Source organism: Fervidibacillus halotolerans (assembly GCF_026547205.1).
Lineage (GTDB): Bacteria > Bacillota > Bacilli > Bacillales > Caldibacillaceae > Fervidibacillus > Fervidibacillus halotolerans.
This window is the reverse complement of sequence record NZ_CP106877.1, coordinates 994,380-1,007,204: the sequence shown is the minus strand read 5'-3', so window position 1 is coordinate 1,007,204 and position 12,825 is coordinate 994,380. Positions and strand designations below refer to the sequence as shown.

11 protein-coding genes are annotated in these 12,825 nt (G+C 39.7%); 3 read left to right on the top strand and 8 right to left on the bottom strand.

Annotated features, from left to right (window positions below; all coding sequences use genetic code 11):
* Position 1 precedes the first annotated feature (1 nt).
* The 3 genes from hpaD to hpaB all read right to left on the bottom strand — a co-directional run bounded on the left by hpaD (position 2) and on the right by hpaB (position 3,097).
* A complete protein-coding gene (gene hpaD / locus OE105_RS04735; protein WP_275421587.1) occupies positions 2-976 on the bottom strand; it encodes a 3,4-dihydroxyphenylacetate 2,3-dioxygenase in 975 nt (324 codons plus the stop codon).
* A gap of 29 nt (positions 977-1,005) precedes the next feature.
* On the bottom strand, positions 1,006-1,479 hold the full coding sequence (locus OE105_RS04730) for a flavin reductase family protein (RefSeq protein WP_275421586.1): 474 nt from the start codon (positions 1,477-1,479) through the stop codon (positions 1,006-1,008).
* A 142-nt stretch (positions 1,480-1,621) separates the two neighbouring features.
* The gene (gene hpaB / locus OE105_RS04725) at positions 1,622-3,097 is read right to left on the bottom strand and encodes a 4-hydroxyphenylacetate 3-monooxygenase, oxygenase component (protein ID WP_275421585.1); all 1,476 of its coding nucleotides are present in this window, start codon (positions 3,095-3,097) and stop codon (positions 1,622-1,624) included.
* Positions 3,098-3,326: 229 nt separating this feature from the next.
* Between hpaB and OE105_RS04720 the strand changes: the two genes are divergently transcribed.
* From OE105_RS04720 to OE105_RS04710, 3 genes are all read left to right on the top strand, one after another.
* Positions 3,327-4,199 (top strand): LysR family transcriptional regulator, encoded by an 873-nt coding sequence (locus OE105_RS04720; protein WP_275421584.1) that lies wholly within the window; start codon positions 3,327-3,329, stop codon positions 4,197-4,199.
* Between the two features lie 189 nt (positions 4,200-4,388).
* Complete coding sequence (locus tag OE105_RS04715; protein ID WP_275421583.1) at positions 4,389-5,834, top strand: sodium/proline symporter; 1,446 nt, start codon at positions 4,389-4,391, stop codon at positions 5,832-5,834.
* Between the two features lie 126 nt (positions 5,835-5,960).
* Positions 5,961-6,449, top strand: coding sequence for a Dps family protein (locus OE105_RS04710; protein ID WP_275421582.1), 489 nt, complete (start codon positions 5,961-5,963; stop codon positions 6,447-6,449).
* Positions 6,450-6,460: 11 nt separating this feature from the next.
* Here the strand turns inward: OE105_RS04710 and OE105_RS04705 are convergent, their stop codons facing one another.
* The 5 genes from OE105_RS04705 to OE105_RS04685 form a co-directional block, all read right to left on the bottom strand.
* Entirely contained in the window at positions 6,461-7,090 is a 630-nt protein-coding gene (locus tag OE105_RS04705) for a glycerol-3-phosphate acyltransferase (RefSeq protein WP_275421581.1), read from the bottom strand.
* Positions 7,087-8,184 carry a glycosyltransferase family 2 protein gene (locus OE105_RS04700; protein ID WP_275421580.1) on the bottom strand — a complete coding sequence of 366 codons (1,098 nt, stop codon included), beginning with the start codon at positions 8,182-8,184 and terminating at the stop codon, positions 7,087-7,089. Before OE105_RS04700 ends, OE105_RS04705 begins: the two co-directional genes overlap by 4 nt.
* Positions 8,185-8,391: 207 nt before the next feature.
* Positions 8,392-10,050: a glycerol-3-phosphate dehydrogenase/oxidase gene (locus OE105_RS04695; RefSeq protein WP_275421579.1), complete on the bottom strand. Its 1,659-nt coding sequence runs from the start codon at positions 10,048-10,050 to the stop codon at positions 8,392-8,394.
* A gap of 249 nt (positions 10,051-10,299) precedes the next feature.
* Positions 10,300-11,790 carry a glycerol kinase GlpK gene (glpK, locus tag OE105_RS04690; RefSeq protein WP_275421578.1) on the bottom strand — a complete coding sequence of 497 codons (1,491 nt, stop codon included), beginning with the start codon at positions 11,788-11,790 and terminating at the stop codon, positions 10,300-10,302.
* Between the two features lie 102 nt (positions 11,791-11,892).
* Positions 11,893-12,711 carry an MIP/aquaporin family protein gene (locus OE105_RS04685; protein ID WP_275421577.1) on the bottom strand — a complete coding sequence of 273 codons (819 nt, stop codon included), beginning with the start codon at positions 12,709-12,711 and terminating at the stop codon, positions 11,893-11,895.
* Positions 12,712-12,825: the final 114 nt, after the last annotated feature.

Sequence of the window (12,825 nt, the reverse complement as noted above, 5' to 3'; positions counted from 1 at the left end):
GTTAAATCATAAATTCTGGTTTTTTCTGTTGTAGCTTCGGTTCTTGGAGAGGAATTTTTTTACCGGTTTTTACATCTAAAACTTCAGAAGCCTCCTCAAACCAGCTATCAGGTGCAGCATGTCCCCAAAATGTTTGACGCATCGAATCATTCAAATGCCATCGGATCGGTTTAAAATCCGGGTCACTCGTCAAATAATCCCCGTTATACAATTCGATTCGATGCCCATCCGGGTCCCGTAAATAAAGGAAAAAGGCATTGGATAGACCGTGGCGACCCGGACCCCGTTCGATTTGATCCCCATATCCTAGTGCAGCTAAAATATCGCAAGCATCGATGATATTCATCGCGTCCTTTACCCAAAATCCGATATGATGTAGACGTGGACCTTTTCCGTTCATAATTGCGATATCGTGCACGTTCGGTTTTCGATGTAACCATATGGCCCACAAGTTTTCCGAATCATCGACCGTATATTCTGAACATTTAAAGCCGAGGGTTTCCTGGAAGAAATGGGCGACTTGTTTTACATCCGTCACTTGACAATTGAAATGGTCGATCCGTTGTACCTTTGCACCTTTATATAAGTCATACCGTTGTAACAAACGCTCTTTACTTTCCATTTCGGCGAAAAATTCGATTGGCAGTCCCGATAAGTCTTGCACCCTCAATGTTCTTCCCATTCCCATTTCTTTTCCTTTTTCAATCCAAATGACGGAAAATCCCGCCCTTTCGTATAAATCAGCCAGATGATCCAAATCCTCTTCAGACATCACTTTAAAACTAATACATTCTACCGCCGGTCGCCTCTTTTTCTTTAAAACGAGACTATGGTGCACATGTTCTTCTAATCCTCGATAATAGACCGCATGATCATCCGCGTACGTTTCGACAAAACCGAGCGCTTCATAAAATGCTTTTGATTTTTCCAAATCCGTCACATGTAATACCGCTCGGGCTGCTCGGATAATATTCACCTAGACTTAACCTCCTTTCCGATTGATCCCTAATCGAAGGATAAAATGGTTCCATAATTTCCTTCAAAATACGTTAACGGTTTTTTCTTTTTCTCATTTATTTTTATCCCTGTTACACGGCCGAGAAATAACGTGTGATCACCTGCCTTAAATGCTTCTTCCAAGTCACAAGTAATAAAGGCCAAAGCATCTTTTATAACGGGCAATCCATTTAATTGTTCAAATTCGACGGAACGATCCAATTGTTTTTGTTTCGCAAAATGCATCGATATATCCGATTGTGTTTCGTTTAAAATGCTAACCGCATACGTTTTCGTTTGTTGAATTTTTTCATACATTTGAGCTCGATTGTTTACGGATATGACAACGAGCTTTGGATCTAGTGACACAGACATAAACGCATTTGCTGTCATGCCGTGAATATCTTTCCCATCTGAAGTAGTAATCACCGTTACCCCTGTCGCAAATTTACCCATCGCTTGACGAAACTGTTTTTCATCCATTCCCTTCGATACCCCCTTAATATTTGTTCAAATGATCCGAACGATCGCGGACCAATTTTATATAAATAATGAAAATGAATTGTAAATCATACTCAGAAATTAGAAATCGCTTTCAAAACTGTCCAAAAACGTATTTGATAAACTACGTACGAATATAATAAGGTTTGGACGAATTTAACTGTTGAAGGTATTCTTTTACTCTTTGTTTATATGGTTCTTTATCAAAGTTTTCGAAATACGCCATCCCCATTCGAACGGGATCTCCAAAGAAATAATATTCATAATGGGTTTGCCTACTTCCAAACGCACTCATCGTCATATCCCAAGCAAGACGGAATAATTGAACCCGTTCAAAACCGTCGATCTGTTTCCCTTGCATCGCCCGATGAAGGAGCGGACCGATTTCCTCATTTGTAAAATCATTATATGTCGGAAGTCCCATTAATCCGGAAGCACCTAATATACGGACGATTTCTGCCAAACGGGGATACATCCTCGGATACCAATTTCGAGCAGCATCGAGGGCTTCGTAATCCGGTGTCATAACCCCCCATCGATCCAATTGGGCATGATGTTCCGCCCGATATAAATGGGATTTCATCGTTTCCAAAACGAGCTTGATTTCCGTTCCCTTATCTTGTACGTGTTGGAAACCTTCGATTCCAATCGACTCCATCAACAATAAAACGACACCTAAAAGAAATTCAGTCTTAGCAATATCCTTTGCGACAACCTGGTGCGCCATATGAACAACGGCATTCGTTTCTCGAAAATATCGATTGCAAAGGGATGAATTTTCTAAAATAAATACCCGATCCCATGGCACGAGTACATTTTCGAAGGATACGATCGCATCCCCTTCTTCAAATTGGGAACTTAATGGATAATCGTAGGAATGTTCACCCATGTAAAACGGTTCCCGACATAAAAATTTCAAACCCGGAGTATTATTCGGAATAGCAAATGCAAGGGCGTACGGATCATCCTTTTCTCCAGATTTTTTTACGGTAGAAGGAAAGACGAGCAATTCATCGGTAATCGCTCCTTGAGTTGCCAATAGCCGAATACCGTCTACAACGATCCCTTCTTCCGTTTTTTTCACCAAATGTAAAGCCACGTTCCGATCCCGCTGTTCCGATACTGCCTTTGCCCGATTGACTTGCGGATGAATTAACGTATGGGTTAAACTAAGGTCATTTTCCCGTGCATACTCGGCATAATTCCGTGCATTTTCCGCAAACTTCGGATCACCTTCCGAAAAAAAGGATGCAGCTGGTCCCATCATCATCACATCTGCGTTTAAATAATCCGGTGACCGTCCCATGAATCCGTGGGTAATACTTTGCCATTCCATAATCGCTTCCCTACGTTCGATCAGTTCATCAATCGACGTTGGCACCATAAAGGTTTTCCCAACCTTTTCTCCCGTCGTCGGTGAAGGATACAACATCTTTTCTTCCTTTTCAAATTGTCGATCATACAATTTTGCCATTGAACGGACAACATTTTTAAAAGCCGGATGTTCCGTTACATCATCTACCCGTTTGCCATTTACGTACACATTGTTATTTGCTTTCTTTAACCGTTCAATATATTGATCCCCCGTTTTCGCCGGCAACGCTTCTTCCTCCTTTCAATTCCTTCTTACGATGCTCAGACAAATTTATGCCTGTATACGAATTGTACCATTTTTCCGAATTCATAAATAATATTAATTTCATTCAAGATCTATATTTAACTTATATAGTTTTATTTATATAATTTTTAAAATGATTATAAATTTGAAAATATTTTTGTTTTTCGCTACACTTTATATATACCTCTATTGTTCATTTGGAGGGTTTTGTATGGATTTAAAACAGTTACGGTATTTCTATACAATTGCAAAGGAAGGGCAAATTACAAAGGCGGCCAAAGTGTTACATATGGCCCAACCTCCCCTTAGCCAAAGTTTAAAATTACTCGAGGAAGAATTGGATGTCGTTTTATTTGAACGTAACGGTCGAAAAATGGAATTAACAAAAGCGGGAAATGTTTTGTATACTCGTCTACAATCGATCTTCGAACAATTAGAGGATACGATTTTGGAAGTGCAAGATACGAAAAAAGGGGTAAAAGGGAAGCTTTCCATCGGTTGTGCAAAAACTTGTTTCTCCTATTTGCCTGAGCGATTGAAGAAATTTCAAAAAATGTATCCGAATGTAACCTTTGAATTACGTGAAGGAGATACCTATATGTTATCCGAGCAGTTAAAAAAGAAGGAGATCGACATCGCCTTCGTCCGCCTTCCCCTTCAATTGGAATCTTTTTCATCCATCCCTTTACCTGATGAACGGTATGTAGCCGTCTTACCTCGTTCGTGGCAGCATTGGAGGGAAAAAGAGCATATTTCATTGGAAGAATTGGCCCAGCTTCCCCTTATGCTTCTCCATCGCATTCAAGGAATCGGTCAATTTGAAGTCATTTTAGAAGCGTTTCATAAACGAGGGTATCAACCGAAAATTATTTGTGAATGTCCAGATGTGGATATGCTCTTGGGGCTCGTAAGTGAAGGGTTAGGGGTTAGTATCGTTCCAGAATCGACATTTTTAAAACCATTTAGTGGCAACGTAACGGTTTTACCGATTACCGATGAGACGATTGTTTCGAAAGCATGTGTTATTTGGCTTAAAGATCGATATCTTCCACAACAAGCTAAAAATTTTCTCGACTTAATATAATTTTAAGAAACATTGATGATCAAATATTTGTCCGGTTTACCCGGGCTTTTTTTATGAAATTGTTTTAACTAGTCCTTTTCCTTTGAAAAGAAAAGGGCTCATTTTTTTCACTGGACGACATACATATGTAAAAAAGGCGGTCAAGTCTTTTGTAAACGCTTACTATCCGACGTATAAAGGGGGATTGGAATGAATTCGACGATTCTAACCGTATTTATTTTGTATTTTATTGTAATCATTGGGATCAGTTATATGACGAGTCGTCAAAAGTTGACCCACGCAGATTTTATTCTCGGAGGGAAAAAACTACCTGGATGGGCTCTTGCCTTTTCTGAGCGGGCGACAGGTGAGTCGTCATGGCTTCTCCTTGGTTTTACTGGATTCGTATTTTCAACCGGTTTGGCAGGAATCTGGGTAGCGATCGGCGTTTCAATCGGTATTATATTTGCTTGGCTTTTTTTAGCGAAAAAATTTATGAAGGAAGCAGATCGCTACGGGGTATTGACACTTCCCGACTATTTGGCGACAAGATTTGGGCAAAAAGCAGATCTAATTCGGTGGGTTGCTACGATTTTGATTGCTAGTTTTTTTATGTTTTATGTCGGTGCCCAGTTTGCCGGGGCAGGAAAGTTGTTTTTTACCTCTTTTAACATGAGCGTGACAACCGGAATCATCTTGACTACGCTCATCGTTATAGCAATCGCATTTTTTGGTGGATTTATTTCCGTTGTTTGGACAGATATGATTCAAAGTGTGATGATGCTTGTTACGTTACTTGTCTTGCCAATCATTGCCTTTATTCACATTTTTCAATCGGACGTATCCCTTTCTACATCCCTTGTGGAAGCGGGAGAAACGTTCCCTCTATGGTTTGGGGGAACGACAGGTTTTGCCCTTGGTGTTCTGTTTTTTAATCATTTTTCCTGGTTTTTTGGATATTTAGGTGGCCAACCTCAACTCAGTTCCCGCTTTATGGCACTGAAAAACGAACAGGAAGCAAAACAAGGAATCGCCATTGGAATTATTTGGACGATTCTCGCTTATACCGGTGCCTTCCTCATCGGTTTGGCAGCGATTGCGTTGTATAAACAAGATACGTTTTCCGATGTGGAAACGATTTTACCGACGATGATTATCGATTTATTTCCTTCTTGGATCGCTGGAATTTTGTTAGCTGGAATTATGGCTGCTATTATTACAACAGCCAACTCCCAATTAATGGTCGTTACAAGTTCGATCAGTGAAGATATTATTCATAAAACATTGAAAATCAAATTAACCGATAAACAATTGCTTACGGTATCACGGTTGACCGTTATTCTCTCAGGACTCGTTGGAATGCTCATCGCCCTTACGTCCGAATCATTGATTTATTTAATCGTCAGTTGGGCTTGGGCCGGTGTCGGATGTACTTTATCCCCTGCCATTTTAATGACCTTTTTTTGGAAACGATATTCAAGTGCAGGAGTGATAGCCACGATCATATCTGGCTTTTTCTTCACCCTTCTTTGGATTAACACGCCCCTTGACGACATCATTACGTCTCGATTTTCAACCTTCTTTATCGCAGCCTTTTTCGGGATTGTCTTTAGCCTTCTATTTCCAGATCAACCGGCATCAGAAAATCAACAATAAACGAAAGGAACAAATTCATGTTTTTCCTTCCTCCGCCACCTTTTTTGGGCGGACGTTTTTTTATTTTCATCATACGTTAATGATGAAGCCCAGTAGATATTGATGATCAAAGAAGGAGTGAGTACGTTGAATTATAAAGTGAATCCGGAAAATCTCGGGTTAAACCCGGTTGAAGCCGAACAAGCTGCACGTGAGTTGAATCGGTATTTAGCTAATTTACAAGTGATGTTCATTAAACTTCATAATCTTCACTGGAACGTAGTTGGGATGAGCTTTTTTGCGATTCATGAAAAAACAGACGAATTATACCATTATGTTGGTGATGAAATTGATCGGATTGCCGAACGGATTAAAATGATTGGTTTTTACCCAGTTGGATCCCTTTCAGAAGCTTTGCGACTAGCGACCATCACCGAACTTCCCTCGACGATGGATTATAATGGGCCGACAGTGGCAAACATTGTCATCAAGGACTTGCAAACGTTAATCCGTCAACTACGAGCCATTAATGAAAAAGTCGACAGTGCCTATACTGGTGGTTTAACCGGTAATTCCATCGAATTTTTTGAAAAACAACATTGGATGCTCAGTGCCTATTTAACGAATTTGGAATAGGTTAGCCTCCTTTATACATGAAGCTCCCGGTTACGTTTATTAACCCAATTTTTAATTACTTGCATATTCCCAGTTCGATTTTTATATAAAAAGAGTAAAAAATTGCCTAACCAAATCGCCAAAATATACATTGGAAAATCCCGATAATGCAAATAAAAGGACAATAAAAACATACCTAAAGTTGCCTGGAAGCCATCCTCTTCACTCGATATCGGTTTCCCTTTTTTGATGACATGAAGAGTGGAAAACATGATGGCCAAAATGACCGCATATGCAAAGGAAACGTGGAAAGATGTTAAAGCACTCCACATTCCAAAGGATACCGCCAATGCCTTTCCACCGTGAAATTTTAAAAAGGGTGAAAAGGCATGGCCCAATAATGGAGCAAGTGCAATTGGAAGCCATTGAACATCTGATACAAGTTCATTTTTTAGTATGAGTTTTATAGGAATATACCCTTTTAAAAAATCAAGGAGGACTCCGAAAATCCCAAATTTATATCCTGCAGCTTTCCAAAGGTTGGCTGCACCCGGGTTACCATCACCGACCGATTTAATATTTTTCTTTTTCAACAGGCCGAGCCAATAGGAAAACATTAACGATCCACTGAAAAAACTAATAAGTGTTAAAAGGAAAATCATCTCATTCCTCCCCTCCCCACGGAAACATACCGGCCTTTCCATAACACAGATTTACGAAATTTGGATTGGTAAAAAGAATAAAAGATGACGATTAGGAAAAATAACGCTGATAAGGAATGGATGAGCGGTTGAATGATACCAAACTGACCAATATAACGGTTAAAAAGATATATTTGAATCATATATAATAAATAACCAATTAATAATGGATAAAAATAAGTTGTTTGATAAAACAATAAAAATAATTCCGATGTGAATAAGCCAATTAACCAAAGAATGATAAAAAACAATGTTTTTTTCGTAAACATTGTAGCACCGATAGCCGCTGATTTGGCAAAACCTTCGATCTCACTTTTCAACCCGTTTGGATACATTCGAAAGGACACAAAGGGTTTGCCAATAAAATTTGTAACCGGGATGTTTGCTTGCTGAAACTTTGCTCCTAAGGATAAATCATCTAAAATTTCCGATTGAATACTTTTATGACCACCGATTTTCTCATAATCCTTTCTAGTCGTAATAATACAAGATCCGTAAAGTCCTTTCCTTGTACTGTTTGTTTCAAATGGTGATGTAAATGTGAAAACGCTTAAAAGATTTACTATCATCGCCAATTTTTCATAAAACTTTTCTGTCGTATGATACGGTATAACACTTAGGACACTTCCGAAATGTTTACGGGCTGAGATTAACACACGTAAAGCATCCGGTTCCAATCGGATATCTGCATCGAAAAAAGCGAGAATTTCGCCATTTGAGTGCAAATATCCGTTCCAAACGGCCCATGTTTTTCCCGTCCAGCCCTTAGGGGGATCGGTGACAGAAATACATGTGACATTAAATTCCCGTGCAATCTCTTTCGTACGATCTTCCGAATGGTCATCAACGACGATAATCTCAAGGGGCTTTATCGTCTGATTTTGTAACGATTGTAGTAAAAAGGGAAGATTTTTTTCTTCATTTCGGGCGGGAATAATAACTGAAATCGTTTCAAATCCTTCATCATCTTTTCGATTAGGAATCGTCTTACGGCGAAATAAAAGGAAGCCGGATAAAATACCGATCACTACGATTCCAAAAAGTACTTCCTTCATGATGAACCCTTCCTTCTATTTAAAAAAGCGTGTTTGTTAAAATTTACTAAATATAACATATTTTTATTATAATTCATTCAAAACTTTTCGTAAATTTTCGATCCCCTTCCATTCTATTGTTGAACGAAAAGCATTTCAAAAATTAATCCCGACCACCAAAAACACCGTCCCGAAATGAAAGAAGTTTCGGAAACGGTGCTTATTTTCCTAGTTCTCATCAATAGCCCGAACGGCATAGGTTAATTCCTCTTCGAATTCCTTTTTATATCGTTCCGTTTGTTCATCGGTCCAATGAAACTGTTTAGCCATGAACTGTATAACTTGATCTTTCCATTTTCGCACCCAATCGATTTGAAAGTATAAAGCTCCTGTCCGTCGAATAAAAAAGTCCGACGGATGGACAATCATTTCATGTTCCATCGCATACATCAGTCGAGCATATACAACGGGGCTAAGATCCGTTTCTTCCGATTGATAAAGCATTCCATATTGAAAAACAACGGGGGCATTGGATCCGTAAATTTTTCCTAAATATTCCCCTTCCTCCTTCGAAAACCCGTAATTTTGACCTTCTTTTCCCATTTCAGAAATAAAGGAAGAGAAATGATTTGATCCACCGATATCTCCCCCGGAAATCGGCGTTTGTTTCGTTATACAAGGGCCGAATGTCGTACCTAGCTGTTCATGTTTTTTCGCAACGAGATTTACGACATTTTCCGCCATCTTTCTATATCCGGTCAACTTTCCACCTGCGATCGATATCAAACCACTTTCCGATTCCCAAATTTCATCCTTCCTCGATATTTCAGAAGGATCCTTTCCTTCTTCATATATCAAAGGTCTGACCCCCGCCCAGCTCGATTCAATATCTTCCAGACCGATTGCCAAATGAGGGAACATAAATTGTATTGCACGGATTAAATACTGTTTGTCCGCTAACTCTACTCGTGTTAATGCCGGATCGCCTTCATAAAATGTATCCGTCGTACCAACATATGTTTTTCCATCCCTAGGAATGGCAAAAATCATCCGTCCGTCTGGGGTATCGAAGTATACGGCCTGTTTGAGGGGGAACTTGGATTGATCAAAAACGATATGCACACCTTTTGTCAACTGAAGCCGTTTGTTTTTTTTCGACTGATCCAATTCCCGAATGGAATCAACCCATGGACCGGCTGCATTGACGACGATCTTCGCCTGAATATGAAACGTGTCGTTTGTTAAACGATCTTTACATAGGATACCTTGAACTTGATTGTTTTCGTACGTAAGTTCCTCTACTTTTACATAATTGATGAGATCTGCACCTTTTTCAAAGGCTTTTTTCAATACTTCAATCGTTAATCTTGCATCATCTGTCCGATATTCAACATAATAACCTCCACCGAGCAGTCCATCTTTTTTCAACAGCGGTTCTTTTTCAATGACCTCTTCCCTAGTTAACATTTTTCTCCGTTCCGAACGTTTTACCCTAGCTAAATAATCATAGACACGTAATCCTAAGGAAGTAGACATTTTACCAAAGGTACCATCGTTATAAATCGGTAAAAGCATCCATTCCGGTGTCGTAACGTGGGGACCATTTTCATATACGATCGCCCGCTCTTTTCCAACTTCTGAGACAAGACCAACTTGCATTTGTTTTAAATAACGCAGGCCCCCGTGTACGAGCTTCGTCGAACGGCTCGATGTTCCTGAAGCAAAATCTTGCATTTCAACTAAAGCAACTTTCATCCCTCGCAAGACTGCATCCAACGCGATTCCAGCTCCCGTAATTCCTCCTCCGATCACCGCTAAATCATAATGGTTTACTTTCATCTCTTCAATCGTATTTTCTCTAGAAAAGTAGGAAAACTTTTTTTCCATAAGCCATTCCCCATTTCTTCATTTTTATATTCAAAAGTAATCAATATTCCAAGTTTGTCAGAAAATCATCGTTTCTCTTTTATTATGTGAATGATTGAAAAAGTGATACTTTTAAAAAAATTAAAAAAGGAGAAATCAACGCATCCATTGTATTCAATCGATCAAGTGCATTTGATTTCTCCCATCTCTCTAATCATCTATTAACTTTTTCATTCAATTTAACGCTAGCCTATTTTTTCAAGATACAACTTATTTAAAGGCCATCGTTGCGTGAACGGCTTTTTTCCATCCTTCATACAATTTTTCCCGCTCAGCTTCATCCATCTTCGGCTCAAAGGTTTGATCAATCGCCCATTTCTCTGCGATTTCTTCTTGACTGTCCCAATAACCGACCGCAAGACCTGCCAAATATGCAGCACCTAAAGCGGTAGTTTCACTTATAATCGGACGTTCAACCGGGACATTTAAAATATCACTTTGGAATTGCATTAAGAAATTATTCGCAACGGCACCGCCATCGACCCGTAACGTCTTTAAATCGATTCCGGAATCTTTTTCCATCGCAGTTAAAACGTCCTTTGTTTGATAAGCGATGGATTCTAATGTGGCTCGAATAAAATGTTCTTTCTTCGTTCCGCGAGTTAAGCCGAATACTGCGCCGCGTACATCACTATCCCAATAGGGCGTTCCTAGTCCAACGAAGGCGGGAACCATGTACACACCATCCGTTGAAGAAATCCGTTTCGCATACTCTTCCGAATCCTTCGCTTCTTTAAACATCCTTAGGCCGTCCCGCAACCATTGGATCGCAGAACCAGCGACAAAAATACTACCTTCCAAAGCATATTCTACTTTTCCATTCAATCCCCAAGCGATCGTCGTTAACAAGCCGTGGTCGGATTGAACGGCCTTTTCTCCCGTATTCATTAACATAAAGCAACCTGTACCGTACGTATTTTTCGCCATCCCTTCTTGATAGCAAGCTTGACCGAAGAGAGCGGCTTGTTGGTCCCCTGCGACACCTGCAATGGGAACTTCTTGACCGAAGAAGTGATAAGGAACCGTATGAGCATAAATTTCTGAAGACGGTCTAACTTTAGGCAACATCGATTTCGGGATATTTAAAATTTCCAACAACTCTTCATCCCATTTTAGTTCGTAAATATTATACATTAACGTACGGGATGCGTTCGAGTAGTCGGTAACATGGGCACGACCACCGGACAATTTCCAAATAATCCACGAATCGATTGTTCCAAACAATAATTTTCCTTGTTCTGCTTTTTCCCGAGCACCTTCCACATTATCCAAAATCCATTTTACCTTCGTTCCGGAAAAATACGCATCGATTAATAGTCCGGTTTTTTCACGGAATAAATCATTGTACCCTTTCGCCTTCAAATCATCGCAAATATCCACCGTTTGTCTCGATTGCCAAACGATTGCATTATAGATCGGCGTTCCCGTTTCCTTATCCCATACGACTGACGTTTCCCGCTGATTCGTAATACCAATTCCGGCAATTTGTTCTGGCTTCGTATCGGATTCTGCTAAAACAGATGCCATTACAGCAAGGACAGATGCCCAAATTTCATTGGCATTATGTTCAACCCATCCTGGATTCGGAAAGATTTGTGTAAATTCCTTTTGTGCGATGTGAACAATTTCCCCTTTTTTATTAAATAATATCGCCCGTGTACTCGTCGTACCTTGATCGATGGATAAAATATATTTTTCCATCCGTTTCTCCCTCCTAAATTTTTTTCTTCACCCTTCGTGTATGTGTAAACGAAAAGGAAAACGTAAATTTTTTATAAAATCCGGATCATGCTAGGTAAGCGATTACATAGTAATGGAATCCTTTTCCTCAGCAACTTGAGTGATCGTCGAATAGGAGAAGAAAATCACGATTAATGTTAATGCTAACGTAATCCATAAAGATACAGTAACTTCTCCTAAAAATAGTGCTTTATATGTTAACCCACCTAAAGCACCACCTAATAGGGGGCCAATAACTGGAATCCAAGAATATCCCCAATCCGAACTACCTTTTCCAGGAATCGGTAAAATAAAGTGGGCAATACGCGGACCTAAATCCCGTGCCGGGTTAATCGCATATCCAGTCGTTCCACCAAAAGCCATACCGATTACAACAATCAATAACCCAACGACAATTGGATTCAATCCATCCGAAAATTCATTTGTACCGATAAACATCAATCCGAAAATTAAGATAAAAGTTCCAATTAATTCTGATAAAAGATTCGAAGGTGTATGTTTAATTGCTGGAGCAGTGGAAAAAACACCGAGTTTTGTCGCTTGATCCTTCGTCGCTTTGAAATGGGGTAAATAATGCAAAAATACGATTGTGGCCCCAATAATTGCGCCAATCATTTGACCTAAAATATACATTGGTACTTCACTCCAAGGAAAATCACCGGTCATTGCAAAGGCGAACGTAACTGCTGGATTAATATGGCCACCGCTATATTGTCCTGACGCGTAAACTCCCATCGTAACAGCGAGTCCCCAAGCCAATGTAACGACGACCCAACCTCCACCGTTCGATTTTGTTTTGTACAGTGACACACCCGCGACTACACCACCACCGAACATGATCAACACTGCCGTTCCAATAATTTCTCCCAAAAATGCTGACATATCCATTCCCCTTTCCTATATTTTACCTTTTTTTGGCTAATAATGATGAGGATTTTTTTAAAAGAAAAGAAGACACATAGATTAACCCATGAGAACAAATCTCGGGCTATCCAT

Excerpts from the sequence above, each read along its gene's own strand:
- OE105_RS04730 (WP_275421586.1), bottom strand. The coding sequence starts at position 1,479 with ATGGATGAAAAACAGTTTCGTCAAGCGATGGGTAAATTTGCGACAGGG.
- OE105_RS04720 (WP_275421584.1), top strand. The coding sequence starts at position 3,327 with ATGGATTTAAAACAGTTACGGTATTTCTATACAATTGCAAAGGAAGGG.
- OE105_RS04715 (WP_275421583.1), top strand. The coding sequence starts at position 4,389 with ATGAATTCGACGATTCTAACCGTATTTATTTTGTATTTTATTGTAATC.
- OE105_RS04705 (WP_275421581.1), bottom strand. The coding sequence starts at position 7,090 with ATGATTTTCCTTTTAACACTTATTAGTTTTTTCAGTGGATCGTTAATG.
- OE105_RS04700 (WP_275421580.1), bottom strand. The coding sequence starts at position 8,184 with ATGAAGGAAGTACTTTTTGGAATCGTAGTGATCGGTATTTTATCCGGC.
- OE105_RS04695 (WP_275421579.1), bottom strand. The coding sequence starts at position 10,050 with ATGGAAAAAAAGTTTTCCTACTTTTCTAGAGAAAATACGATTGAAGAG.
- glpK (WP_275421578.1), bottom strand. The coding sequence starts at position 11,790 with ATGGAAAAATATATTTTATCCATCGATCAAGGTACGACGAGTACACGG.
- OE105_RS04685 (WP_275421577.1), bottom strand. The coding sequence starts at position 12,711 with ATGTCAGCATTTTTGGGAGAAATTATTGGAACGGCAGTGTTGATCATG.